At 61.7% G+C, this 25,078-nt stretch carries 19 protein-coding genes; 11 read left to right on the plus strand and 8 right to left on the minus strand.

The genetic code is table 11. The features are described 5' to 3' along the window. Nucleotides 1-122: 122 nt before the first annotated feature. Both AC1U7K_RS10365 and AC1U7K_RS10370 read right to left on the minus strand, forming a co-directional pair. The gene (locus tag AC1U7K_RS10365; RefSeq protein ID WP_480251165.1) at nt 123-1,124 is read right to left on the minus strand and encodes an anti-sigma factor; all 1,002 of its coding nucleotides are present in this window, start codon (nt 1,122-1,124) and stop codon (nt 123-125) included. Between the two features lie 8 nt (nt 1,125-1,132). After that, complete coding sequence (locus AC1U7K_RS10370; RefSeq protein WP_480251167.1) at nt 1,133-1,720, minus strand: sigma-70 family RNA polymerase sigma factor; 588 nt, start codon at nt 1,718-1,720, stop codon at nt 1,133-1,135. A gap of 209 nt (nt 1,721-1,929) precedes the next feature. On the opposite strand from AC1U7K_RS10370, the gene AC1U7K_RS10375 reads away from it, so the two are divergent. Then, nucleotides 1,930-2,397, plus strand: coding sequence for a group I truncated hemoglobin (locus AC1U7K_RS10375; protein ID WP_480251169.1), 468 nt, complete (start codon nt 1,930-1,932; stop codon nt 2,395-2,397). A 70-nt stretch (nt 2,398-2,467) separates the two neighbouring features. Here AC1U7K_RS10375 and AC1U7K_RS10380 read toward each other — a convergent pair whose 3' ends face one another. The 3 genes from AC1U7K_RS10380 to AC1U7K_RS10390 form a co-directional block, all read right to left on the minus strand. Continuing rightward, nucleotides 2,468-3,553: a hypothetical protein gene (locus AC1U7K_RS10380; protein ID WP_480251171.1), complete on the minus strand. Its 1,086-nt coding sequence runs from the start codon at nt 3,551-3,553 to the stop codon at nt 2,468-2,470. Then, nucleotides 3,544-4,329, minus strand: a complete 786-nt coding sequence (locus AC1U7K_RS10385; protein ID WP_480251172.1) for a tetratricopeptide repeat protein — start codon at nt 4,327-4,329, stop codon at nt 3,544-3,546. Before AC1U7K_RS10385 ends, AC1U7K_RS10380 begins: the two co-directional genes overlap by 10 nt. Before the next feature lie 98 nt (nt 4,330-4,427). Then, nucleotides 4,428-4,850, minus strand: coding sequence for a hypothetical protein (locus tag AC1U7K_RS10390; protein WP_480251174.1), 423 nt, complete (start codon nt 4,848-4,850; stop codon nt 4,428-4,430). Here AC1U7K_RS10390 and AC1U7K_RS10395 point away from each other — a divergent pair. From AC1U7K_RS10395 to AC1U7K_RS10405, 3 genes are all read left to right on the plus strand, one after another. Next, nucleotides 4,849-6,645, plus strand: a complete 1,797-nt coding sequence (locus tag AC1U7K_RS10395) for a SagB/ThcOx family dehydrogenase (RefSeq protein ID WP_480251175.1) — start codon at nt 4,849-4,851, stop codon at nt 6,643-6,645. The two genes, AC1U7K_RS10390 and AC1U7K_RS10395, sit on opposite strands and share 2 nt — an antisense overlap. 14 nt (nt 6,646-6,659) lie before the next feature. Further along, a complete protein-coding gene (locus AC1U7K_RS10400) occupies nt 6,660-7,517 on the plus strand; it encodes a hypothetical protein (RefSeq protein WP_480251176.1) in 858 nt (285 codons plus the stop codon). Between the two features lie 173 nt (nt 7,518-7,690). Next, nucleotides 7,691-8,101, plus strand: coding sequence for a DUF4359 domain-containing protein (locus tag AC1U7K_RS10405; protein ID WP_480251178.1), 411 nt, complete (start codon nt 7,691-7,693; stop codon nt 8,099-8,101). Nucleotides 8,102-8,108: 7 nt separating this feature from the next. On the opposite strand, the gene AC1U7K_RS10410 is transcribed toward AC1U7K_RS10405, so the two are convergent. Next, nucleotides 8,109-8,561 carry a hypothetical protein gene (locus AC1U7K_RS10410; protein ID WP_480251179.1) on the minus strand — a complete coding sequence of 151 codons (453 nt, stop codon included), beginning with the start codon at nt 8,559-8,561 and terminating at the stop codon, nt 8,109-8,111. Between the two features lie 525 nt (nt 8,562-9,086). On the opposite strand from AC1U7K_RS10410, the gene AC1U7K_RS10415 reads away from it, so the two are divergent. Beyond that, nucleotides 9,087-9,524: a CBS domain-containing protein gene (locus tag AC1U7K_RS10415; RefSeq protein ID WP_480251180.1), complete on the plus strand. Its 438-nt coding sequence runs from the start codon at nt 9,087-9,089 to the stop codon at nt 9,522-9,524. A 347-nt stretch (nt 9,525-9,871) separates the two neighbouring features. Here AC1U7K_RS10415 and AC1U7K_RS10420 read toward each other — a convergent pair whose 3' ends face one another. Further along, a complete protein-coding gene (locus AC1U7K_RS10420) occupies nt 9,872-10,471 on the minus strand; it encodes a response regulator (RefSeq protein ID WP_480251182.1) in 600 nt (199 codons plus the stop codon). 485 nt (nt 10,472-10,956) lie between these two features. On the opposite strand from AC1U7K_RS10420, the gene AC1U7K_RS10425 reads away from it, so the two are divergent. From AC1U7K_RS10425 to AC1U7K_RS10440, 4 genes are all read left to right on the plus strand, one after another. Next, complete coding sequence (locus AC1U7K_RS10425) at nt 10,957-13,260, plus strand: PAS domain-containing sensor histidine kinase (protein ID WP_480251183.1); 2,304 nt, start codon at nt 10,957-10,959, stop codon at nt 13,258-13,260. Beyond that, nucleotides 13,257-13,922 carry a response regulator gene (locus tag AC1U7K_RS10430; RefSeq protein WP_480251185.1) on the plus strand — a complete coding sequence of 222 codons (666 nt, stop codon included), beginning with the start codon at nt 13,257-13,259 and terminating at the stop codon, nt 13,920-13,922. Before AC1U7K_RS10425 ends, AC1U7K_RS10430 begins: the two co-directional genes overlap by 4 nt. A 320-nt stretch (nt 13,923-14,242) precedes the next feature. Continuing rightward, the gene (locus AC1U7K_RS10435) at nt 14,243-16,648 is read left to right on the plus strand and encodes a phosphoketolase family protein (RefSeq protein WP_480251186.1); all 2,406 of its coding nucleotides are present in this window, start codon (nt 14,243-14,245) and stop codon (nt 16,646-16,648) included. A 142-nt stretch (nt 16,649-16,790) separates the two neighbouring features. Further along, nucleotides 16,791-18,464 carry a sensor histidine kinase gene (locus AC1U7K_RS10440; protein WP_480251187.1) on the plus strand — a complete coding sequence of 558 codons (1,674 nt, stop codon included), beginning with the start codon at nt 16,791-16,793 and terminating at the stop codon, nt 18,462-18,464. On the opposite strand, the gene AC1U7K_RS10445 is transcribed toward AC1U7K_RS10440, so the two are convergent. Further along, complete coding sequence (locus AC1U7K_RS10445; RefSeq protein ID WP_480251188.1) at nt 18,453-18,716, minus strand: hypothetical protein; 264 nt, start codon at nt 18,714-18,716, stop codon at nt 18,453-18,455. The two genes, AC1U7K_RS10440 and AC1U7K_RS10445, sit on opposite strands and share 12 nt — an antisense overlap. Nucleotides 18,717-18,994: 278 nt before the next feature. On the opposite strand from AC1U7K_RS10445, the gene AC1U7K_RS10450 reads away from it, so the two are divergent. Both AC1U7K_RS10450 and AC1U7K_RS10455 read left to right on the plus strand, forming a co-directional pair. Then, entirely contained in the window at nt 18,995-23,305 is a 4,311-nt protein-coding gene (locus AC1U7K_RS10450) for a PAS domain S-box protein (RefSeq protein WP_480251189.1), read from the plus strand. Between the two features lie 10 nt (nt 23,306-23,315). Beyond that, entirely contained in the window at nt 23,316-25,070 is a 1,755-nt protein-coding gene (locus AC1U7K_RS10455) for a sensor histidine kinase (RefSeq protein ID WP_480251191.1), read from the plus strand. The last annotated feature ends 8 nt before the right edge of the window (nt 25,071-25,078 follow it).

The following is a 25,078-nucleotide window of genomic DNA, read 5'->3' on the forward strand; positions in this document are numbered from 1 at the left end:
CCGCCATCATAACACAGGAAGCTTTGAGCAATCAGCTATCTGCGTTCATCCGATCGGTGAGTGTCGGCCCGGTGGTCCCGTCTCTCAGGACGGCTCGGAACCCCTCAGGTCGCGCGCAACACTCACACCTGACCAGCCAAATAAATGGTACCGGTCGGCTGAGGACGGCCGCCTTGCGGCTCGACACTCACCGCAAATTTGCTGATGCGCGAGAGGTCCGGCAGGTTCTTGATGACGATGCGGCCTTTTTGACCACTGTCGGTGTCGAACGTGCCGGCGCTCATCGGTTTATCGACGATTGCCCACAATTGGTACGTCTTGCCGGCGGGCAAGGGCGGCATGTTGAAGGCATAGAAGAACGCCTTCTTCGTGTCTTGATCATAGAGCAAGAAGGCGCCGGCTTCCTTCGCCTGATCGAGGCCGCTGAGTGACACGACCTTGACCTGAGCGGACTTCAAGATCGTCAGCATCTCGTCACGTTGGGCCACGGCTTTTCGCAGCCCGGCCGCTTCTTGTTCGCGTTGGGCCAGTTCCCGCCGCATCAAATCCAGCTCGGCCTCGCGTGCGATCAGCCGATCTTCGGCCTCGCCGAGTGTGCCGAGGCGCTGCGTGAACTCCTCGCGCAGGCCGGCCAGCGTCTGCTCCTTCTGTGCGACTTGCGCTTGGAGCGCGTTGACCTGTGCCGCGGTCTCTTTGAGCGCCGCTTCCAGTTGGGCACGCTCGGTGCCGGCCATATCGGCTTGCCGGTGCGCATACCAGGCATAGACACTCGTACCGACCAACAGGACGAGGAGAATCATCGATACGCCCGACTGCCACAGCGCGATCGACCACCCTGACAGCAACGTGTCCAACCATCCACCCAAGGTGAAGGTTTGCTGATCGGGCACCTCGGGCGTCTGCGTCCGGGCGAAGACCGCGCTCAGGGTTTTCGCTTTCGCGGGCGGCGCAATTGGGGGCAGCGCGTAGGGCAGCACACCGGCGACCGCATGGTAGTCCTTGAGCAGTGAGCGGCATGACCCGCAGCCCGACAGCAGGTGTGACTCCACCGCCTGCCGTTGGGTGCGTTCCAGCGCGCCGATCGCGTAGAGAGGAATGGCTTCTTCTATTTGCTCGTGCGTCATTCGGTTGCTCAGCCGAAGCAAGAGGCGAGCGCCGCGCGGAGCTTGTTCATGCCTAACTTGATCCGGGTTTTGATCGTGCCGACCGGCTCCTTCAGCCGGTCGGCGATCTCCGTGTGCGACAGCCCCTCATAGTAGGCCAGTTCCACCGCCTGACGTTGTGCGGGCGGGAGCGAGTCCAAGGCTTTGGTCACCAACCCCCGGATCTCGGCGGCCGCCTGCTGATCAAACGGCGTAGGATCACGGTCTGCCAGTTCATCGACTTGATGCTCCTCGATCGATTCCGTCACGGCGTACCCTCGCGATGAGCGCGATCGGAGTCGATCGATCGCACGACTCCGGGTCAACGTCACCAACCACGCGATGGGCGAGCCCCGGCGCGCGTCGTACCGAACACTCTTCCGCCACACTTCGGCATACACCTCTTGGAGCAGGTCCTCCGCTTCATCACGGTCCCCGAGCATGCGAACCGCGAGCGTGAACAATAACTGCGCCGAGTGATCGTAGAGCCGTCCGAATGCGCGGCGGTCGCCCTTCGCGACGAGGGCCAGCAGTTCCGCGTTGAGGGGCGGTGAGTCGGCCGCGGTCTGTGAATCCATGCGCGTGGCGGTCCCCACTTCGGCTTCGGAGCGCGCATCTTACCATACCTTACGCAAAAGTCAGCGCATGGGATGCATCCGACGGCGGGCGAAAAAAATTTGCTGCGGATACATCCGCCCGATCGCCTCGCGCGTAAAGCCGATCAGAGAGACGGCCTCTCTGGAACTGGAAGAGGGCAAGACCATCACCATACAACAGGAGGTGCGGGATGAGGACGAGACTTATCGGTGTTGGGCTCATCGGGTTGGTTGCGGTGGCGGGCGGGTGCGCAAGCGACATGTCGGCATCGAGCGGGGCGAGCGCTCCGAGTGCGATGCAGGCCTCGCTCTATGACCGGCTTGGGAAGAAAGAGGCGATCACCGCGGTGGTGGACGACTTCGTGACGCGGGTTGCGAACGACACGCGGATCAACGGCAAATTCGCGACCGCCGACATCCCGCGGCTCAAGCGGTTGTTGGTGGAGCAAATTTGTGCGGCCAGCGGCGGGCCGTGTACCTATACGGGGCGCGATATGAAGAGCGCCCATGCCGGGATGGCGATTACGGGCGAGCAGTTCGACGCGCTGGTCGGTGATCTCGTGGCCACGTTGAACCACTTCAAGGTACCCGAACGGGAGAAGAAGGAATTGCTGAGCGCGCTCGGCCCGATGAAGCCCGAGATCGTCACGGCAATGTAAGAGTGTGGAGGGGGAAAGGGGTATATGGGTAACGGTCTTCCGCCCCATTACTCCTGTCCCCTCCATGCGATTACGCCATATGTTTGAGAATCACCTCCGCCGCCTCCCGCGCCCCGGTTGGAACAGGGGGAGAATCTCGCGGGAGAGGCATGGTCATGACTGCGCGGAGGGCGTGCTGCCACTGTCCTGCTCGAAACTCGACGGCCGGCATTTCGACCCCTCGCCCATACCGATGCAGATACTGCACCAACGCCTCTTCATCGGCGAAGTTGTATCGGCGGACATACACGACGGGCCGGGAGGAGGCAACCGCTTCAACGATCGTCGCGTAGCCGGGTTTGGTCACGATGACATCGGCCGACGCCATGATCGAGCGAAACGAGAAGGGCAGGTCATTCGCTGAGACCACGCGCGTCAGGCCGGAGGGCACTGGTCCAGGGACCAGGAAGCGATAGCCTTGCATTGCATCGAGTGCCTGCCACGGCAGGGCTTCCACACCCAGTCCGCCGAAACCCACCGCGACCATGGCTTCACCATCGTTCGCGTGCACTGCTCGACGCAGGCCGATCGGGTCTGGATCGAGAGGCGCCATGATTGGGCCAACGTCGTAGATGGAGCGAAAGGCAGGCATCGGCAACCCGGGAGCGGCCCGGATCATGAGAGTCGCGCGGGCGTAGCTGCCTCGAATGTGTTCGATGAGAGCATGCTGATCGGCGTCGCCTGGCGTCTGAATGCACGCGAGCACGGAATCCCACGACAGGGAAGACAGACCGACAGCCGGGATGCCGGCCTGCGCGGCTGCGGCAAAAGGCACATACGGGATATCGCTGAGCACGAGGCAAGCCTGGTGTGCGCGGATCAGCGTCGCCTCGCGCTCCACCTTGTGTTCCCAGTCCGCGTGCAATGCACGATGGGCTGACCAGGTCGCAGGAATATCGATCGTCAGCGCGTCGTGCTGAACACAGCCGACATCCAACTGTGCGGGCGCATACTCCCAGGGAAGCGTAAGCCGGCGATCAAAGAACGTGGCGGGCACCGTCGTGCGCAGGATCGCCCGTATGTCTGAGCACCGTTGGTGCAGCTCATTGAGGACGGGGATGACTTGCGCCGCGTGTCCGAATCCATGCCCTGAGATCGAACACCAGATCAGCGGCATGCATCGCCGCTTGCGAGTTTCAGTGCGATCCGTTCGAGACGAGCTGTATCCTCAGCCGTCAGCGCACTGCCACATCGCTGCAGCACGAGAGCGACGCGCTCGGCACAGCGCCGCGCCGACACCAGGTCGCCACGCTGTTCATAGAGGTCGGCGAGCAACCGGAGGGCGCCGGCTTCCCCGCGTGCATCGCCGAGTTTGATGAAATGTTCGGTTGCGTTGTTCAGGCAGCGCTCGGCTTGACCGTCGTCCCCCGTGGAGAGAAACAGTCTGCCGAGTTGCCCGTAGGTTACCGCGAGGCCTTCTTCATTGCCGATGCGGCGGTGGTACTCGAGGGCCTGACGAAAAGACTCGATGGCTCTCAGCGGCTCATCCAACGCGGCCGCGACGAGCGCCAAATTGGAATAGAGAATACCGAGCGACCGGTGATCGTCGAGTGGGGTTAGGATATCGAGCGCCTGCAGGTAGTAGGGGCGTGCCAGAGCCGGTTCTCCCGCATCGAGGTGAAGATTACCGAGATTGACCAACGTTTGCCCGATCGCAAACGGATTCGGCTCTTGACGCTGCAGCGCGAGGAGTTCTTCATAACACTGGCGCGCCTGCGGCGTCGCCCCCATCACCGCGCAGACATTCCCAAGGTTGCCCAACGACTCGCACAGCCCGCTACGGTTGCCGCTCTCCCGGTCGCTCCGTACCGCCTCTTCATAACACGCCCGCGCGTTGGCGAGATCCCCACGATGCAGGTATAGTCTCGCGCGTAGCTTCTCGGGCTCGGCCAAGAAAGACTCCTCATCACCGCTGAGTGGGTTGGCTTACAGAGACCGACTTCTCTGTTCTGATGGCCTGTTGCGACTCACGCGCGGCCAATCACGACCTGTTAATCACCGCCCTTGAACGTGTCCTGCTCATACTCGTCTTCTTCGTCCTCGCGCGCGAGGCCCACGGCCTGCGCAAAGGCGTCTCTGATTTCGAGAATGCGCTCCCCGGCTTCACCGTGAGATCCCCATCGATCCACATACTGATCGCACAGCGCGAGTCCCCGCTCAACATAGCGCGGCGTCATCGCTTCAGCGAGTTGTTGCCATGTAATGTAGATCAAGAATTCCTGATAGGCCTGTGCGTTCGGATGCAACGCACCGATATTGTAAAGCGCGTCATACGCCGCTCCCGCGGGGTCCCCCGCCGTCGATGAGAAGATCTGTTCCAGTTCCACGACGCGGTCGTACGCCTGCCCGAGGTCGTCACCGTCGAGTGCTTTCAGTAGTGCTGCACGGGCGGCCAGCGCAGGATCAAATCGCATGGGAAGCAGGATAGCCGCGGGCCTTTCGAGCGTCAATCGGGTTTACTTTCCGTTTGGCCGCTGCGTAGACTGGCGCATGGCCCAGCGGCGTGGACCCGAGAGCGTCCCTGCAACGAATACCGATAACCGCGTGCTGCAGGCGATCGGATACCATCAGGAAACGAAGCACCAGTTGTATCGCTACGCCCGGTCGCTCGGCTACATGGATTGGGCCAATCAGCCTGACCCATTTCGGCGCTTCGCCGGCGCCCCGCTCTTTCCGCTCCCGCTTCTCTCGCCTGACGACGGGGCGCAGTCTCCACTGTACGATGATGTGATGTCGGCCGAGAGGATGGTTCCCCAGCCCGTCAGCGTCCGGACCTTATCTCGATTCTTCAAGCATGCGCTGGCGATTACCGCGTGGAAGGAAGCGGGTGGGGTGCGATGGGCCTTGCGGAGCAATCCCTCGAGCGGCAACCTCCATCCCACGGAAGGCTATCTGCTGGTCGGCGGCATTCCGGGCCTCGCCTCTACGCCGGCTCTGTATCACTACGCTCCGAAAGAGCATGGACTCGAGCAGCGAGCCGAATGGCCGGCTGAACGGTTTCAGAGACTCATGGAGCCGTTTCCGCCCTCGTCCTTCTTGGTCGCCTTGTCCTCCGTGCATTGGCGGGAGGCGTGGAAGTATGGTGAGCGCGCGTATCGCTACTGCCAGCACGACATTGGCCATGCCATTGGAGCGTGCCGGATCGCGGCCGCGGTCCTTGGATGGCGCATGGTGTGGCTCGAGGATACCGATGATGAAGTGCTGACCGTGTTGCTGGGACTGAACCGCGACGAGGACTTTCGTGACGCCGAACGTGAACATGCGGATTGCATCGCCGTGGTATGGCCCGAACGGTCGGAGCCCGTTTCCTTCCCGCTGGCGTTGTCCCTCGACCCTGTGCAGCTACGGGACGACCTCGTGTGGCACGGTCGTGCGAATCGTCTCAGCCGACAGGGACCGGATCGATGGGACATCATTGACGTAGCTGCGGCGGCCTGTACGAAGCCGAGAGGGCCGCACCGAACGATCACCATGGAGCCACGTGCGACCGCCGACGGAGTGAGCCGGCCTCGTCGGCCTCTCTCGGCGGGACAGATCATACATCAGCGACGCAGCGCGTTGGCCTTCGATGGCAAGACCGGCCTTTCAACCGACCAATTCTTTCTGATGCTGACGCGAGTGATGCCGCAGCACGCCTCCGCGCTTGGCCTTCGTCCCGTGCCATGGGACTGTTGGCCGTGGCATCCGGCCGTCGATCTGGGCCTGTTCGTTCACCGAATTGATCGATTGTCTCCGGGGCTTTATTGGTTGGCCCGTGATGCGACAAGGGTGGACAGGTTACGAGCAATGATGCACCCGCACTTTCTTTGGTCGCGGCCGGCCGGCTGCCCAGACGACCTTCCGCTGTTCCTGCTCGAAGAAGGGGACGCGCAACAGCTTGCGGCACAGGTAAGCTGCCATCAAGAGATCGCGGGAGCGTCCGCCTTCTCGCTTGGCATGATTGCGGAGTTCGAGGCAACCCTTCGCGCTCACGGGGCCTGGTTCTACCGTCGCCTCTTCTGGGAAACGGGACTCATCGGACAGGTGCTCTACTTGGAGGCCGAGGCGGCCGGTGTGCGGGCGACGGGGATCGGCTGCTTCTTCGACGACCCGGTTCACCAAGTGTTCGGATTCACGGATCACCGCTTTCAATCGCTCTATCATTTTACGGTCGGCGGGCCCGTGGACGATCCCCGCCTCACCACGCTTCCCGCGTACGAGGAGCGCTAAGACCAGGGAGCCCGATGTACAAGATCAAGAAGAAGCCGCTCAAAACGGAAAAGGCGCCGGTTCTCTACAACATCATTGAGGATTATACCGAGTGGGATCCCCCGGGCAATGTCACGGTGTGCGCGATGACCGAACCCGAAGACGTTGCCGACCATGCCAAGGTGCTCGCGGAGAGTTATGAGATTCCTTTGGAGACCATGCAGTCGTTGTTGGAGCGCGGCGGCGTCTATCTGTATCCGCAAACCGGGTTGCTCGTGACCCGCGGGCTCTTTACCTGCCGGATCGATCCAACCGGTCAGGAGCCGAAGCAAACGTGGGTGTTGGACGTGACGCAGTACGCCGAAGCCGAGCAGTTGGTGCACGGCGCGGGACTCACGCTCGAAGAGGCCAGTGCGAGGGTGTTCTATCGGACGCTCTCACCTGAGCTAAAGGAACGATTGGGGAAGAAGAATCTCGGTATCGACTACACCGCGCTCGACCGCTCGATTGCGCGGCATGGCGACATCAAGTACATCGACTTTCGAAAGGATTGGTCGCCTCATTTCAAGCGGCTGTGCATCATGCCCGATGGACGACTCGTGGAAACCGGTGGCGTGCAAGAGTTCGCCGAACTTCACGGCATGACGGTGGAGGCCGCGCGGCGGCTGATCGAGAGCGGTGGAACCGTGGAGGTCGGTGACGGGGAAGTCGTGGCCTGCCAGATTGTGAACGGCCAACCGTCGATCGCGCGCTTTAATCAGCAGCAGTATGGGAAAGCTAAAGCACTGGCTCAGCGCGAATCGATCCATTTGCTCGATGCACTGAGCCGGGTGGCCTTGGAGGACCCGCTCCTGATGAGGGCGTTGAAACGCATGGAAGCCGGGATGAGATAAGTTGCCCACACTTCGTCGGGGGGTGTTCATTTATGTGCGTGGCAGTTCGAATGGTGACCGACGGCGGCTCTTCAGTTCGCTGGGATTGACCGCATGATCTGCTCTACAGTGTTCCAGCCGCCTCCCGGTATGTCTTTTGCCTTTTTGTGTGGAGACGGGCAACCGGAGGGGCCATGGCGAAGCCATCAAAGACCGGCACGATGGAGACTCTTCTCGCCTTGGTTGTATTGAGTGGCGGATTCGTCCTGCTCGGCATCTTCAATCCGGCGCTGCCGGAGTACCAGAGCCGGGTGTTGACTGCTGCTGCGGAAGAGCGCCGGAGTCCGTCGGATGCCGTTCTCTCCTCGATCTTGCAGTCCATCTCTCTTCCCGGACGCGCACGGCCCGGCGAGGAGCGTCCCAGCCCGGTGACGCTGTTGGTCAACCGGACAACTCGTTCCAATTACGTCGTGTTTTCGGTCTACTCCACGGAGTTCGACTATTGCGATGGCAGTAGCGCGCGTGCGATTGGACGCACACTGGCGATTGCGGGTCGATTCTACACAATTGAAAAAGGAGCCTGCCCCTCGAATCAGCGAGGGTAGTTGAGATTCACCGTTGCGGCCTGCGTGCCGTCGCGGTCACCTTCGTCAACGGGCCGGCCAGCAACCTCGCCTGAATGGCGTCCTCCCACTCTTCCTGCTTCTTCCGATTCAAACCGTGATTGGTTTCAGTGTCGTATTGCACGTTCATTCGCGTCGCGACGGCATTGAGCAGCATCAGCATCGCGTGGGGATCGCCGCCGCTTTGTAGTGACGCGTTTGCCTCGCGCGCCAGCAAGCAACTGATCGTAAAGTGTAACTGCTCGTGACGGAGTAGTCGGGCCGAGTGGTGGAGGAGAAATGGGTTCCAACCGGACGCGAAGTCTGAGCGGACCCACGAGAGCTTCGGCTCGAACACGGCGATGATGCGCGGCGGCTCGCCTGGCTGGACCGCCAGCCGGATCGCCGTTTCGGCGGCGCGTCGCCCTCGCTGACTCTTTGGCGTGAAATCTTGCCAGGTCAATAGGCGATCCGGGATACAGGCAGGTGCATCCGGGACGTCGTGGACCCATTGCGGTGCGGCCGCGCATCCAGCCAGGATTGCAAGGGCCAGCACGGGCACAAGAGATAGGCACGACGAAACGAGACGATCTCGCACAGACGGCAAGCTCCCGTTGCGAGGGTCGGACGGAATCCGCCCTCCGCGATTGTAGGATGGCTCGGTGCCTGGCTCAACGTCATCCCTTGATGCTTATAGCATAAGCCGGTACGCAATAACCGTTTGCGAATGCCCCAGGGATGAAGGTGACAGAGACCGAGGCAGGACGGGGTTGATCGCTGACGTGAGATAGATATCTTCAGGAAATCGACGGCGAACGAAATCGACTCGGATTGCGGCTGAGAGCGCGTCTGTGCAACTTCGGCTGCCCTCGTTGGGCATACGTCTTCGGATCGTCCGCACCCGGCCTACAGAAAACGAACCACGCTCCGATTGTGAGTGTCGGTGGACGGTGACTACAAGAGAGTATTGAAGATCGGAGGAGGCATTATGGCAATTCCAGGAGTTCCGGCTGAAGGATTGCGGACGGTCGGACAGATCACGCCGACCAATGGTCTCCGCTTTCGGTTCGATCAAGATGCGGCATCGATCGCCGCGGACCTCGTGCGTGAACGGGTCACTGGCGCCCCGGTCGTGGATGAGGGTGACCGGATTGTGGGGTTCATCAGCGAGATCGACTTGCTGCGTGCTACACGAGCGCGGTGCGACTTGCGGCAGGTCCGAGCTCAGGACATCATGACAAGGTGCCCCATTGCGATCCCCGATACGACGAGCCTTAACGATGCGATCGACATCATGGACAGTTGCCATCTCCTGAATCTGCCGATCCAGCGGGATGGGACAGTCAGCTACTCGATTACACGTCATGATGTCCTACGTGCCGCGATCGGTTTTGGGCCCGGGATGGAAGAATTCGGTCACGGGTGATCACGGCCCAGCATTTCACTCCACTGCGGCCCCGCTCGGATTCGGGCGGGGCCGTTGTGATCATGACGACATCCCACATCCTCCTCCTGACCCTCCTACAGTAAGAGATGTGCGTCTCCACACGCCGCGGGCATTTCTGTCCGCGTTTCCTGGTGATCACGGATTTCATGATGCCGGAAATGAACGGCCTCCAGTTTTTGGCGGTGGCAGGACCCGCGGGCCGGTGAGGAAGTGGCCTCGCTGGACTCGCCGGCTGGATATGGCGATTACGGTCGTAATCCTTCTGCCGTCGCGGATGACATCCTGACCGAACAGACACGGGACCAAATTCCGATGGGACATGCAACTCAACGAGACAAGCGCTGATACGCGCGTTGCGCGGCCTCGGCATAGGCCCGCTTTAGTTCGCTCTCGCGCTGCAGGAGTTTTAACTGAAGCATTTCCGAGCGGTGCGACGAGTCCCGGCTGGTCGTGTGTGGTGTCGAGGAGCGCGTCAGTTGCCAACGCGTCGCTTTTGCGAGCCGCGCAAGGCGATGAACACGGAGTGCCTCTTGGACGGTCGAAGGGAAACTTTCACAATTGAGGGGTTTCGTTAACACGTCGAAGGCACCTGCCTGAAGAGCCGTGAGGAGGATCGACGCGTCGAGTCGTCCACTCATCACAACGATCGTCGTTTCCGGAACATGCTCACGCGCATGCCGGAGTAACTGCAAACCATCGATCTCCGGCATCTCGATGTCTGTGACGAGCACGGCCAAACGGGTAGCCCCGAGCTGATCCGAGGCCTCCCGAGAGGACGTATAGGTGCGCACGGCAACCGTCGGTATGAAGCGGTGCAACAAAGCCGTCAGCATGTGGGCCAGTAATTGATTGTCATCGACGAGCATGACCGCCGGCGGGGGAGCGGCAGGCGGCCGAGGGGTGAGATCCTGGCTGTGGGTTGGCATGGGTTAGGTGTTGAGCCAGGCCGAGACAACGAGCAGGATGTTGGCCGTCATCGACTGCTGCAACAGAAATCCTGTGATCAATAATATGCGGCCATGAGGCCCGTTCAGGCGGCACGACGACGAACGACGTGGCAGCGTTCCAGGTTCTTGAGCCAACTTAGTTCGTCGAGGAACGCGCGCGGGAAGCCGAGCGGGTCACAGGCTTTCTTTCTTTTGATCAGCGGTAATCCACATCAGGCCCTCATCATACGGCGCGACTAAGGAAGCGTATCCCGGCTTCCACATGCTGCCATTCGGCATGGAATGGTGAGCAGGCCCGAACGAGTATAGAGCCGTTCGGGTCTGATGAAGAACTAGGAGATGTCCCAGAGAACTCGCGAAAGATTACTAGGCGCTTGCCCCCATCCACCGGGAGGCCTAGAATCCGTGCACCAATGAAGCGACGCGCGAAAACTCTCCCTCGAACCCGTCCTGTAAAGAAAAAAATGGCGGTGCCTCGCACGAAGCACACGAAACGGTTTGAGACAGCGCCGGGGCCTGCCGTTGCGATTCCAAGGCAGGAAAATTTGGCCCGGTTCTGCGAGATGGCGGACGCCAGTCCGTTGATGATCTGGATGTCCGGTCCGGACAAGGCTGGCATCTTCTTCAATCGGGCATGGTTGGACTTCACCGGCCGGCGCCTCGAAAGCGAATTGGGGGATGGCTGGGTGGAGGCCGTGCATGCTGATGATCGGTCGCGCTGCTACCAAGAATGTCTGGCCGCCTTCCGAGCGCGGCGGCCGTTTAACTTGGAGTTTCGGCTCCGGCGTCGCGACGGCGAATACCGGTGGATCTTCGAGATGGCCACCCCGCGTTTCGACGAGGCCGGGCGGCTTCTGGGGTTCACCGGCTTCGGCATCGATGTCACGGATCGCCGTCGTAGCGAGGACGCGTTACGGGAGACACAGGAGCGCTATGCCGTCGCCGTGCGCGGGGCCAATGACGGTCTCTGGGATTGGCACCTCGTCAGCGACGCAGCCTACATGTCGCCTCGATGGAAGGAGTTGTTGGGGTATCGGGACGAGGAGCTGCCGAATGAGGCCCGAACCTTCTTCTCACATCTCCACCCGGAGGACAGGGACCGTGTGAATGCCGCCATTCGCCGACATGTCGAAGATGGAAGGCCGTATGAGATCGACCATCGATTGCAGATGCGGAACGGGGAGTACCGGTGGTTTCATTCCCGTGGCCAGACGGTCACCGACGCACAGGGAAAGCCTGTGCGCATGGCGGGCGCGATCACCGATATTACGATCCGCAAGGAGGCCGAGGATGCGTTGCGGGAACGCGAGCGCGAGTTTCACGTGCTTGCGGACAACGTGCCCGCATTTTTCTCCTACGTCGACAAGGACTGGCGCTATCGCTTCGTCAACAAGCGGTACGAGCAGTTGTTCCAGCGACCGGCCGCGGACTTGGTCGGTAAGCCGGTGATCGAGGTCGTCGGACCGGAGAATTTCCCGACCGTGCAGCGGAACCTTGCCCGCGCCTTTTCCGGTGAGTTGGTACGATACGAGTATCCGATGAACTTCGGTGATGCTGGTCCGCTGTGGATGAGCGTCACCTACGTGCCGGATCGCGACGAGCAGAACGACGTGCGAGGCTGTTTTGTGCTCGTCGTCGACGTGACGACGTTGAAGGCGGCCGAAGATGCAGTGCGCCGGGCCGAAGAGTTCAGCCGGGGTGTCCTCAATTCGTTGGAAGCGCACATCTGCGTGCTCGACGGGGACGGGACGATTATCGCCACGAACGATGCATGGAAAAAGTTCGTGACGGCGGCGGGCGCGCCGGCGCACCAACGGATCGACGTCGGAGCGAATTATTTTGCGGCGTGCCATGCGGGCGTCACGGCGGGGGATGTCCATGTCGACGGCGTGTGCGAGGGAGTCAGGAGTGTCCTCGCCGGCGCGGCGACAGGCTTTACGGTCGAGTATCCCGCCCATGGGCCCGGTGAGCCGCGATGGTTTTTGATGCGGGTGATTCCGCTCATCGGTTCCCGCGGCGTCGTCATTTCGATCATGAATATCATCGAGCGCAAGCGGATGGAACTGGAGCTTGGCCAGAGTCAGTTGGCGTTGCGCGAGAAACGACAAGAGTTGGAAGTGCTGACCGGCAAGCTGCTGACGGCCCAGGAAGAAGAACGACGACGCCTTGCACGGGAGCTGCACGATGACTTCAACCAACGGCTTGCGGCGCTGGCGGTCGGCATCGAAACGCTCGAGCGCGGCCGCCGAATGCCGCGCCAAGCCCTCACCGGCGAACTGCGGACGCTTCGTCTGCAAGTGGCCGCGCTCTGCGACGATCTTCACGACCTCGCATACCGCCTGCATCCATCCCTGCTGGAGCACGCGGGCTTGGAGGTTGCTGTCCGCGACCATATCGCCGAATATGCCAAGCGTACGAGGCTCACCGTCATGTTGACGACCGAGGGCCGGTTAGCGGGCCTGCCTCTGAACGTATCGACGTGTCTCTTTCGCGTGTTGCAGGAGAGCTTGCAGAACGTTCTCAAACACGCGGGTGCCAGCCGCGTGGAGGTGGCCCTCAGCGCCTCGCCGGAGCAGATCGATCTGCGCGTTCGTGACAACGGGCGCGGATTTTCGCCTCAGCAACTGCGGGCCGAACACAAAGGCCTGGGCATGATGAGCATGCAGGAGCGCCTCCGGCTTCTGAATGGGAAATTGACGATCGAATCGCAGCCCGGGGCGGGCACGACCGTATCGGCGCAGATCCCAGGAACGGGAGAGGCGGCATGAGAAAAATCCGCGTCCTGATGGCCGATGATCATTCGCTGATGCTCGCGGGTCTTCACAAACTGCTCGAACATGAGTCTGTCCAGGATTACCGGTGTGTCGTGGTCGGCACCGTGGAAGACGGGCGGGCATTGGTGGAGGCCGCTCGGCGACTGCGGCCCGATGTGATCTTGCTTGATATCGCGATGCCTCTGCTGAACGGGCTCGACGCCGCGTATCAAATCAAAAGACACGTGCCGGACGCCAAATTGATTTTCCTGACGATGCACGCGAGCCCCTCCTATGCGGCGGAGGCGTTCAAGGCGGGAGGCAATGGATATCTCCTGAAGCGGTCCGCGGCGTCAGAACTCACGCAGGCCATCGAAGCCGTTCTGAAAGGTCGACACTATTTGACCCCTCTCATCACGAAAGATGTGCTGGAGACGATGTTGGCGCCCGGAGGCCGGACTGCTGCCGGCAGAGGCGTTGTCTCCCTGACCCCGCGCCAGCGAGAGGTCTTGCAGTTGGTGGCTGAAGGCCGGGGCACAAAGGAGATCGCCAAGCTGCTGAACGTGTCGGTGAAGACGGTCGAGTTCCACAAAGCCCGGATCATGGGCCAAGTCGATCGCCATTCGACCGCAGAGCTCGTGAGATACGCGATCGCCGAAGGTCTGGTGACCCTCTAGCAGGCCGAACGGCACTCGTCGCGCCGCCGGGCAGGCACGGTCGCCGAGAATCGTCGCCCCGCCTCTCCGGCACAGGATGTTCAAAAAGGTCGTTCAGCGAGGCCGCAGCAAGCGAGGAGGCGAGGCGTACTCTGCTTTGTACGTTGAGCCTTCGAGCGACGCGAGAACGAAGCTGACGGCCTTTTTCAACATCGTGTCGAGATCGCATGTCAGTCCGGATCCGACTGCTTCAACAGCCGCAAGCCCCTCACGAGTGCTCGTCCTTCCTGGTAGGATGCGACAGCGGACTGGATTGAAGCGCAGTCTTTCGAGGAGGCACCATGGAGCGCACGGCTGGGATCAGCGGGCTGTCATCGACGGCGGGCGGACGACTCGAAGCCAAACAACTTGCCGCGATGGCGCGCTATCGTCGCGCGGTGAACTATCTCGCGGCGGCACAAATTTACTTGAAAGCCAACCCACTCTTGGAGGAGCCGCTTCGTCCCGAGCACATGAAGGATCGCCTTCTCGGGCATTGGGGCACGGCGCCCGGCATCAATCTGATCTACCTCCATCTCAATCGGCTCATCCTGGACACCGGCGCGAGCATTCTCCTGATTACCGGACCCGGACACGGCGCGGCCGCGAATCTCGCCAATATGTATCTGGAAGGCACGTTGACGGAGTACTTTCCCGAGCTCACCCAGGATCGGGCGGGACTTCAGGAGTTTGTCCGCTGGTTTTCCTGGCCCGACGCGTTTCCGAGCCATTTGAGCCCCATGTATCCGGGCGTGATTCACGAAGGCGGTGAACTGGGCTATGCCCTCGCCACGGCGTTCGGTGCGGCGCTGGACAATCCGAATCTCATCGTGGCCTGCATCGTCGGAGATGGAGAGGCGGAGACGGGACCGACGGCCGGCGCCTGGCACAGTACGAAATTCTTCAATCCGGCGACGGATGGCGCCGTCCTCCCCATCCTGCATCTCAACAGCTTCAAGATTGCGAATCCGACGATTTTCGGATCGATGAACGATCGTGAGCTGACCGAATTGTTCAGCGGCTATGGCTACAGCGTGCGGATCGTGTCGTTGACGGAACAGATCGATCAGGACATGCACGAGGCCGTTGGGGGGGCATACGAGGCGATCCGGCGACTTCAGGACACCGCGCGGAACGGCGCCGATATCGAGCGGCCGCGTTGGCCGATGATCATTCTCCGTACACCGAAAGGTTGGACAGGACCCGAACGGATCGACGGCGTGCAGATCGCGGGGACGTATCACGCGCATCAAGTGCCAGCGAAGGACGCCAAGACCAATCCGGCGCACCTCAAGGCGATCGAAGCCTGGCTCCGTTCCTACCATCCCGAGGAGCTGTTCGATGCAGCGGGTCGCCCGGCCGAAGACATTCGGAATCTTTGCCCGCGCGGCGAGCATCGTATGGCGTTGAACCCTCACGCGCTCGGCGGCAAGATGCGAAAACCGCTGGTCCTTCCGGACCTGGCCCCGCACGCGATCGATGTGAGGGGCCGCGGAGACACCCAGGTCAGCAATGTCGGCCAACTCGGCCTCTATCTGCGCGATGTCATCCGACTGAACGCCGAAGCGCGGAATTTCCGAATTGTGTGTCCGGACGAGTTGGAGTCGAATCGATTGGGCGCGGTGTTGGACGTGACGGATCGTCAGTACGTCTGGCCCTTACCTGCGGGAACGGAACATACCGCCCGCGAGGGACGCGTGCTGGAGGTGCTGAATGAGCACAATTGCCAGGGCTGGCTGCAAGGGTATTTGCTCACAGGGCGGCACGGCTTGTTTCCCTGCTATGAGGCGTTCCTGCACATCGTCGACGGAATGATGAACCAGTACGCGAAGTTTCTGAAGTCATCGCTGGAAGTGCCATGGCGTTTGCCGATCTCGTCCTTGAACTACCTGTTGACGTCCGAGGCGTGGCGACAGGAGCACAACGGCTATTCGCACCAGGGCCCCGGATTCATCAACAATCTGTTGACGAAAAAGGGCCACATCTATCGGATCTACCTCCCGCCGGATGCCAACTGCCTGCTGGCGACGATGGAACACTGCTTGACGGTGACGAATTTCATCAATCTGCTGATCGCCGGCAAGCAACTCATGCCCCAGTGGCTGTCTCTCGAAGAGGCGCGCGACCATTGCCGCGTCGGTGCGTCGATCTGGCGATGGGCGAGCACGAATGAGGGCGAGGATCCCGAGATCGTCTTTGCGTGCTCGGGAGATAGCCTCACGCTGGAAGTGTTGGCCGCGGCGTCATCGCTTCGTGACGATGCGCCGGACTGGCGGGTGCGGATCGTCAATGTCACGGACATCCTCGTGCTCGGCATCCCACAAAAGTATCCGCATGGCCTGGAGGAAGGACGATTCCAACGGCTCTTCCCGATCGACTGCCCGGTCGTCTACAACTTTCACGGGTACACGGCGGCGATCAAACAACTGCTGTGGGAACGACCGCGGAACGACCGGTTCGACCTCAATGGATACCGCGAAGAGGGGACGACGACGACCCCCTTCGACATGCAAGTCAGAAATCGGACCAGCCGCTATCATTTGATCATCCAAGCGGCACAAAAGGTCGCGACCCTCCACCCACACCGCGCGGCTCGTGCTGAAGCGTTGGTTGTGAAATATGAGCGCAAGCTCGCGGAACACCGCCGCTATATCCGCGAGCACGGTATTGATCCTGCCGAGATTACGGACTGGCGCTGGCCGGCGTGATGGAGCTGAGAACTCCTTCTCTTTCCCGGGACCTACGTAGCGGTTGCTATGACAGACAACGGCTCACCAAACGGCTAGAATCGCCCCGTCATTCGTCCTTCGCCTACGACGACGGCCGAAAGGCGCTAGCGCTGAGGTGGCTATGCAGACATGGCGATCGTGGTGGCAACGGTCCCTTGAACAACGCTCCCTTGAACACGATCCATCCGAGGGACGGTTGCGCGAAGGCGACGAGCGGTTTCGCTTGCTCAGCGAAGCCATTCCCGCGATGGTCTGGACATGCACGCCGGAGGGCGATGGCGAATATTTCAATCAATCATGGAGCCGTTACACCGGCTTGACGGAGGCCGAGAGCTTCGGATCCGGCTGGATGGCCGCCGTGCACCCGGACGATCTCGCCGACGCCATGGCGAAGTGGCGTTACGCCGTCGAGACGCGCAGCCCATTCGTTCACGACATGCGGTACCGGCGCTTCGATGGCGCGTTCCGGTGGCACGTGGTCCGTGCGTTGCCCGTTGCGCGCCCAGATGGCGGTGTGATGCGGTGGGTCGGCATGTCGGCCGACATCGAAGAGCAAAAGCAAACCGAAGAGGCCTTGCGGGATACCACCGAGGCATTGGTGCTGGCTCAGCGCGGGGCAGGTGCGGGCGTATGGGATTGGAACTTGGAGAGCGGGGATGTGCGTTACTCGGACGAATATGGGGCACTGTATGGCCTGCCGTCTCGGCGCGAACGGCCCACGTATGCCGACTGGCTGGCGCACGTTCTGCCCGAGGACCGAGAGCGAGTCGATCAGGAGGTTCAACAGGCGATCAGCGCGCAGCGTGACCTCGAGACCGAGTTTCGGATCGCCCGCGCCGACGGCGAAACACGATGGTTGCTGACCAAGGGGAAAGTCGTGAAGGACCGTCAGGGCAAGGCATCACGTCTCATCGGGATCACGTTCGACATTACGGATCGGAAACGGACGGAAGCGCGCATTCTGGATCTGCTCCGAGAAGCGGAGCGGCGCGAGGAAGATCTGCGCGACAAACAAATGCAGCTGCTCCAAGCCGCCAAACTCGCCTCGATCGGAGAACTGGCGACCGGAGTGGCCCACGAACTGAACAATCCGCTGAACAATATCGGACTGCTCGTGGGGAATCTGCTCGACGGCTTGGAGACCGAAGGCCTCGATCGCGACACGCTGGTCTCGAATCTCCGTGTGACGCTGAGCCAGGTCGAGCGGGTGGCTCGGATCGTCGATCAACTTCGGCGGTTTGGCCGTATGGCGACGAGCGAACGGGTGCCGGTCTCGGTGAACGGAATCGTGCGCGCCAGCGTCGGGCTGATTCGAGAGCAATTGCGGCTCAGGAATATCCTGGTCGCAACCGCGTTGAGCCCGCATGAACCCTCTGTCGAAGGCAACTCGCTGGAGCTCGAGCAGGTCGTCGTCAACCTCTTGGCCAATGCGCGCGACGCGGTGATGGAGTCGCCGACCAAGGAAGTCGCGATCGAAACGGCGGTCGAGGGCCAGACTGCGGTGGTCCGCGTCAGAGATACCGGCTGCGGCATGGCGGAAGAGGTGAGGCTCCGGATCTTCGATCCGTTCTTCACCACGAAGGAAGTGGGCAGGGGAACGGGACTCGGGTTATCGCTGAGCTACGGCATTATTAAGGATCACGGCGGTGCGATCGAGGTGGACACGCGGCCTGGCCAAGGAACCACGTTCATCATTCGGTTGCCGCTCGTTGCCCCTCGGGAACCCGTCGCGAACGTCAACGATCGCGCTTCGGAACGTGAGGCGTCAAGGCCGGCGCACTCGTTACTGGACTGATCGATTCGCCTGCTCGCCGTGGATGCGCCTCGCGGACAGGAGATGGTTCGCCACCACCTGGCCGTCCAACCCTCTGCATGCCGCATCCGCTTCGGCGTCGGATGCCATCTCAACCCGCCCATACCCTAATGAGGTCCCGTCTGGCATGGTGACGACATGCGTGCGCAAGACGGTTCCGTACGGCCGGCAGAGCCGCTGGAGATCGTCGGCCGTAAAGACAAGAGGAAATCCGTCGAGCACGAGCCACGCCATACTGTCCTAGATACACCAACGTACGTATCTCCCGCAAACAAAAAACGTGTGGTGTAGATGACCGACAGTGTCGCTGACCCATATCCTCAGACGGTGGAAGTTCGCCTCGCGTAAAAGCCCGTCATCCTACGCCGACACTCCTCTACGCCCTACATGGCGGCTACTACTGAGCGGTCTTTCTTGACATGGTCCTTCGGAGTACTTAGACTCCTCACTTCTACCCTCCTGATGGCACTACAGCGTCTTACGATATAGCCGGCATTCAACGGCAGACTGGGATGACGCCGTACGACCTGCAACGATTCTCCCTTCATGACATGACTGACTGCTCCGCTCGTCTTCGGACATTGGGAGGGATGGGCCGAACGTTCTCGGATGTCGCACAGGCGACCGTTCGTTTTTTCTACGATCACTTGCAGGACGCGCAGTCCGGGGCGCCGGCATGCGCGCTCGTCCGCTGCTTCATCACGCAATCATACGAGGCCCTCCGCGAGGATGAGCGCCGATTGATACGCGCATTCCTGGGATCCGATCCGGCGCGCCCGGACCTGAAGTGTCTGACGCTGGCCGCGACCGCAGGCGATCGATCGGAATGGAACAGCGTCACGGCCTCGAAGCGGTACAAGGTGATTCCGCTGGTCGGCGAGCGTTTCGTGGCGCAGTTCCCGATGCTCTCCCAAGTGTTCACCCACCTCGGTCTCCCGCTGGACATGGGTCCCGACTCGTTGGATCTCCTGATCAATGCCGACCAGCATAGCTACAACGTGTTCTTCGTTCCAGACGCCGTCGGCAGTCCCTATGTGCCCGTGCAAAAGGACTTCGTCATCCCGTTCGGCATCCGGTCGGTCCTGGGTTATGGCGGTGTATTGCCTTCACGGGAAGTCTTCGTGGTCATTCTTTTTGCAAAAGTCCGTCTCCCCCGACAGACCGCAGATCTGTTCAAGACACTCGCGCTCAGCAGTAAACTCGCATTCTTGAATTCCGAGCCGGGCACGTGTCAATCGATCAGCCGGCGCGGGCCCGGAGAAGCAGTCCAGGCGCCGGCGCTGCCCTATGAAGTCCGAGCCAAGGCGTTGGAAGAATTATTGGCCGTGCACGAGCAGGTCGTCGGCACCTATGCCAAACGGGGCAAGCGCGCGCAAGAAGCATTGGCGCACAGTCAGGCACGCCTCAATGCCGTCGTCGACTCGAGCAAGGACACGGTGCTGTTCGTGGACCAAAGCGGGAAGATTCGATCCTGGAATCGAGCCGCCGAGACGCTGTTTCAGTATTCAGCCGGTGACATGCACGGCCGTCCACTCGATGTGTTGTTCGGCGAAGAGTTTGCCCGCAGGTTCCGCGCGTTGGCGGCAGACACGCACGCCGATCAGGACAGCACCGTGACCGGCCATACGCTCGAGGCGACCGGCCGACGGAAGGACGGGACGCCGTTTCCTGCCGAAGTCGTCATCGCCCTGTGGCGCACAAAAGAGACCGATTTTTGTACCTGCATCGTCCACGACGCGACGGCCCGTATGCGCGCCGCGGCCGAATTGGCGAGATCCGAGGCGCGCCTTCGCAATTTGATCAACCATGCGCCCGACGTGATCTTCACCATCGCTCTCGACGGCACGATCACGTCGCTGAATCCCGCCTTCGAAACCATCACGCTGTGGCCGGTGGGCGAGTGGATCGGCCGGCATTTTGCGGGGCTCCTGCACGCCGATGATCTCGCCTATGCCCGCGATCTGTTCGAGTACGTGATCAATAAGCGGACCTCGATTACTTTCACGTTGCGGATTCGTTCGAATGGCCGCGGCACGCTTACCGGAGAGTTCGTCAGCACGCCACAGATCGAAGACGGCCGCGTCGTCGGCGTGTTCGGCATCGCGCGGGATATTACCGAGCGGAAGCTGTTCGAGGAAGCGCTGCGCGAAAGCGAGGAGCGGCTGCGGGCGCTCTTCCAATCCATAGAAGACGCCATCGTGACGATCGATACGAAAGGCGATGTGGTCTTCTGGAACGACGGCGCGCGGCGGTTGTTCGGCTACGCCCCTGAGGACATTCTTGGATATCCCGTCATGACGATCATCCCCGAGCGATTTCGTGAGGCGCACTCACGCGGTCTCAAGCGCGCCGCCGAAGCCGGAGGGAAGACGCTTGCCGCCAACATGTTCGAGCTGGTCGGCCAGCGAAAAGACGGGACGGAATTTCCGTTGGAGTTTTCGCTCGCCTCGTGGCGAGGCCGGGCCGGCGTGTTCTTCACCGGTGTGATGCGGGATATCACGGCGCGCAAGCGCGCCGAGGAAACGATCCGGGCGAGCGAGGCCAGTTTGGCCCGCGCCCAAGCAATTGCCCACATGGGCAGCTATGAGTTCCCGCTGCCGTTGTGCGATCGGACGCACTGGTCGGCCGAGATGTTCCGTATTCTTGGCCTCGATCCGTCGAGCCACCCCTTGCCCCCCGACGACTATCTCAACCACGCCGTCCATCCCGAGGACCGCGTTCGCGTCCACGCCACCTTCCATGATGCGATGGCGCGGGGCATCACGTACGAGGCGGAATATCGGATCCAACGACCGGACGGATCGATCCGGTGGGTGCAAAGCATCAGTGAACCCGTCATGGACGCCGAAGGCCGGCCCGTCAAAGTGATCGGGACCTTGTCGGACGTCACCGAGCGGAAGCAGACCGAACTGAGGGTCGCCGAAGGCGAAGCGCGGTATCGGCGGATCGTGGAAACGGCCATGGAGGGTATGTGGCTGCTCGATGCCGAGGATCGTACGACGTTCGTCAATGCGCGCATGGCGGAAATGCTCGGCTATACCACGGAAGAGATGCTCGGTCGTCCCCTGTACGACTTCTTCTATGCGCAAGAGCGTGAGATTCTGGAGCAACGGCTCGCCTCTCGCAGAAGCGGAGTCAAGAATCAGTATGATTTGCGGTTTCGCCGGAAGGACGGCACGACGCTCTGGGGCATTGTCTCAGCGTCTCCGATCTTCGATGCGGACGGCCGATATGACGGCGCGCTCGCCATGATCACCGATATCACGGAGCGCAAGCGGGCGGAAGAGGCGATGAACGCGCTCGTACAGGGCACGGCCTCCGTCACCGGGCAAGAGTTCTTCCCCGCGTTCGTCCGGCACCTCGCCACGGCGCTCGGCGTTCGCTATGCGTTCATCGTCGAATCGGTTCCCGGTGAGGTGCTTCGCCTTCGCACGATCGCGGCGTGGGCCGGCGATCATTTGGTCGAGCCATTCGAGTACGACCCCGTTGGACTGCCCTGCGAAATCGCGATGAGGGAACCCTGCACGTATTACCCCAACGACCTGCCGACCTTGTATCCGCATCCCTTCGTGGAGGAGCTGCGAGCGGTCAGTTACGCGAGCGTCCTGATTCAGGACGCCGCAGGCCGACGGATCGGCCATATTTGCGTGCTCCATACGGAGCCATTGAACCACAAGGAACAGGTCCTTCAGATCCTCACGATCTTCGGCGCGCGGGCGGCCGCCGAGTTGGAGCGGATGAGGGCGGCGTCGGCGGTGCAGGACGCGGAGGAGCGGCTGCGGTTGTCGCTCGAGGCCACCGATCTCGGCATCTGGGACTGGAACATTGAGACCGGCCGGGTGATCTGGTCCGACCGAGTGGCGAGGATCGTCGGCCTTGCGCCGGAGGCCTTCGCGGGGACATACGAGAGTTATCTGGCCTGCGTGCATCCGGATGACCGGGACATGGTGGCGAAGTCGGTCCATGCCACGTTGCACGAAGGCGCGACATACGATCTGGAGCATCGGGTCCTCTGGCCCAACGGACGCGTCCACTGGGTCGCGTGCAAGGGAGATGTCGTACGCGATCGTGAGGGACGGGCCGTGCGGATGCTGGGAACGGTTCAGGACATTACGGAGCGGAAGGAAGCGGAGGGGCGGTTGCGGGAGACCCTCAGGCAGTTACGCACGTTGGCCGGCCGTCTGGAAGTGGTCCGCGAAGAGGAGCGGGGCCGGATCGCCAGAGAGCTCCATGATGAGCTGGGTGTGGGACTGACGTGTCTGAAGATCGATCTCACGCGCATCAAAGGGCTCGTGTCCGATGCCGAACCGAAGCGTCCGCAAATCGACGAGCGGCTGGATCGCATGATCGGCTGCGTCGACGATACCATTCGATCCGTCCAGCGCATCGTCTCCGAGTTGCGGCCGACGGTACTGGATGATCTCGGGCTGTCGGCGGCCGTCGAATGGCTCGCGCAGGATTTTGAGCGGCGGACCGGCATCGCCTGCCACTGCGAGATTTCATCCGACGACCTCGTGACCGATATCGAGACGACGACGGCGATCTTTCGGATATGCCAAGAAGCCCTCACCAACGTGATGCGACATGCCGTGGCGACCACGGTGACGCTGAGCTTGCGAAAACACGGGGGGTGGCTGTTCCTCGACGTGACCGACAACGGCTGCGGAATTCCGGTGGGAAAGACCCGCGATCCGCAATCCCTCGGACTGTTCGGGATGCGGGAGCGCGCGGACCTGCTCGGCGGCATGGTGACGGTCGGGCCCGCCGAGCAGGGAGGCACGAAGGTCGCCGTCCGTCTCCCGTATCCCAGGGAGTCGGCGTGACGGCCTCGACATGGAGATCGAGCGGGACAGGCGCATACAGCCGGTCGGCGAACGGTTCTTACCGTTTCTGCTCGCGCTCTCCTTCGCGTTGGCAGTGGGCATGGGCGTGTATGCCTTGCTCTCCGTTCGCGCAGTCCTCATCGAACAACGCGGCGCCGAGCTTGCGGGAACGGCAGCGGGCATCGCGCACACGATCGATCGGATTCTCTTCGAGCGTGCAGGGGACATCAACGTTCTGGCGAACGATGCCGTCTTGCGCGAGGGTACCGCCGCCGCGAAAAGCGCCCGCCTACGCCTGATCAAAGATCTGTACGGCTATTATGCCTGGATAGGGCTGCTCGGACCGGACGGGCGCGTCGCGGCCTCGACCGATCCTGGACGAGAGGCTGCGATACCCCTCGCCAAGGGGCGGGAGTGGATGCGCGCCGTCCGCGACTCACGGGGCGTGTACGTGCACCAAGCGGCGCCGATGGCCGAAGTCAACGGCGCCATCGCGCTCGGCTTCTCCGCCGCAGTCTCCGACACCGCCGGGGCCTTTGCGGGCGTTGTCACGAGTCGCATGTTGCTGGCGACGATTTCGTCCTTGTTGGAGCAAGAAGATCGAGCCCAATCTGTTTCCGGTCGAGTCTACGACCTGGTGTTGATGGACGCCCAGGGTCGCGTCCTGGCGGAGACCGGCGAGCCGGGTCAACGAGGCGAGAGCGCCGGAACGACGGTCCCGCTCTCTTTTTCACAAGCGGCGGGCGGGCGCGCGGCGTTGGGGTTCGTCGAGGAGCAGGATGTGAGCCGACACGTGCCGCTGTTGACCGGCTATGCCCGCACGCAGGGATACGGTGGTTTTCACGACATTGACTGGATTGTCTTGGTACGGATGGACCGGGCCCAAGCGTATGCGCCGATCAACCGCTTGGTCATGTTCGTCCGCACGATCGGTCTCCTCGTCCTGGCGCCGTTGACCGTGTTCGGCATCTGGACGTCCTGGCGGCTCACCCAAGACAGCCGGCTGTTACGTCGCTTGCACGTCGACTTGGAGAGGACGGTGGCCGACCTCCGTCGGTCGAACGCCGACCTGCAACAATTCGCCTACGTCGCGTCGCACGATTTGCAGGAGCCGCTGCGGATGGTGGCGAGTTATACGCAGCTCTTGGCCAAACGCTACCGTGGGAAGCTCGACCCCGAAGCCGATGAATTCATCGGCTTCGCCGTGGACGGGGCCCTCCGCATGCAACAGCTCATTCAGGATCTTCTGGCGTATTCCCGCGTCCATACGCACGGTCGGCGGTTCCAGTCGACTGATGTCGAGGCCGTTCTCTCCAGGGCACTCGCCAATCTGCGCCGCGCCATCGAGGAGAGCGGAGCGGTGGTGACGCATGACCCGCTTCCGACCATCTCCGCGGATGACCGCCAATTACTCCAGTTGTTTCAGAACCTGCTCAGCAACGCCATCAAGTTCCGGACAAGCGAACCGCCTCGCGTCCACGTCTCTGCCGTGCGAGACGGCGCCGGCTGGACGTTTGCCGTGCGGGACAATGGCATCGGGCTCGAACCTCAGTATGCCGAACGCATCTTTACGCTCTTTCAGCGACTCCATACACCCTCGGAATACCCGGGGACTGGTATTGGACTGGCGATCTGTAAGAAAATCGTCGAACGTCACGGCGGGCGAATCTGGGTGGAATCCAAAGCCGGAGAAGGCGCGACGTTTTTCTTCACATTGCCGAGCCAGCCGGCCCAATGGGAGATGAGCGGGGAAGGATCGGCGTAGCGAACCGG

The organism is Nitrospira sp. Vd2 (assembly GCF_979581665.1).

What these genes read in the sequence shown, in the direction of transcription:
- AC1U7K_RS10365 (WP_480251165.1), bottom strand. Translation starts at nt 1,124, where the DNA reads ATGACGCACGAGCAAATAGAAGAAGCCATTCCTCTCTACGCGATCGGC.
- AC1U7K_RS10370 (WP_480251167.1), bottom strand. Translation starts at nt 1,720, where the DNA reads ATGGATTCACAGACCGCGGCCGACTCACCGCCCCTCAACGCGGAACTG.
- AC1U7K_RS10375 (WP_480251169.1), top strand. Translation starts at nt 1,930, where the DNA reads ATGAGGACGAGACTTATCGGTGTTGGGCTCATCGGGTTGGTTGCGGTG.
- AC1U7K_RS10380 (WP_480251171.1), bottom strand. Translation starts at nt 3,553, where the DNA reads ATGCCGCTGATCTGGTGTTCGATCTCAGGGCATGGATTCGGACACGCG.
- AC1U7K_RS10395 (WP_480251175.1), top strand. Translation starts at nt 4,849, where the DNA reads ATGGGAAGCAGGATAGCCGCGGGCCTTTCGAGCGTCAATCGGGTTTAC.
- AC1U7K_RS10390 (WP_480251174.1), bottom strand. Translation starts at nt 4,850, where the DNA reads ATGCGATTTGATCCTGCGCTGGCCGCCCGTGCAGCACTACTGAAAGCA.
- AC1U7K_RS10400 (WP_480251176.1), top strand. Translation starts at nt 6,660, where the DNA reads ATGTACAAGATCAAGAAGAAGCCGCTCAAAACGGAAAAGGCGCCGGTT.
- AC1U7K_RS10405 (WP_480251178.1), top strand. Translation starts at nt 7,691, where the DNA reads ATGGCGAAGCCATCAAAGACCGGCACGATGGAGACTCTTCTCGCCTTG.
- AC1U7K_RS10415 (WP_480251180.1), top strand. Translation starts at nt 9,087, where the DNA reads ATGGCAATTCCAGGAGTTCCGGCTGAAGGATTGCGGACGGTCGGACAG.
- AC1U7K_RS10420 (WP_480251182.1), bottom strand. Translation starts at nt 10,471, where the DNA reads ATGCCAACCCACAGCCAGGATCTCACCCCTCGGCCGCCTGCCGCTCCC.
- AC1U7K_RS10425 (WP_480251183.1), top strand. Translation starts at nt 10,957, where the DNA reads ATGGCGGTGCCTCGCACGAAGCACACGAAACGGTTTGAGACAGCGCCG.
- AC1U7K_RS10430 (WP_480251185.1), top strand. Translation starts at nt 13,257, where the DNA reads ATGAGAAAAATCCGCGTCCTGATGGCCGATGATCATTCGCTGATGCTC.
- AC1U7K_RS10435 (WP_480251186.1), top strand. Translation starts at nt 14,243, where the DNA reads ATGGAGCGCACGGCTGGGATCAGCGGGCTGTCATCGACGGCGGGCGGA.
- AC1U7K_RS10440 (WP_480251187.1), top strand. Translation starts at nt 16,791, where the DNA reads ATGCAGACATGGCGATCGTGGTGGCAACGGTCCCTTGAACAACGCTCC.
- AC1U7K_RS10445 (WP_480251188.1), bottom strand. Translation starts at nt 18,716, where the DNA reads ATGGCGTGGCTCGTGCTCGACGGATTTCCTCTTGTCTTTACGGCCGAC.
- AC1U7K_RS10450 (WP_480251189.1), top strand. Translation starts at nt 18,995, where the DNA reads ATGACGCCGTACGACCTGCAACGATTCTCCCTTCATGACATGACTGAC.
- AC1U7K_RS10455 (WP_480251191.1), top strand. Translation starts at nt 23,316, where the DNA reads ATGGAGATCGAGCGGGACAGGCGCATACAGCCGGTCGGCGAACGGTTC.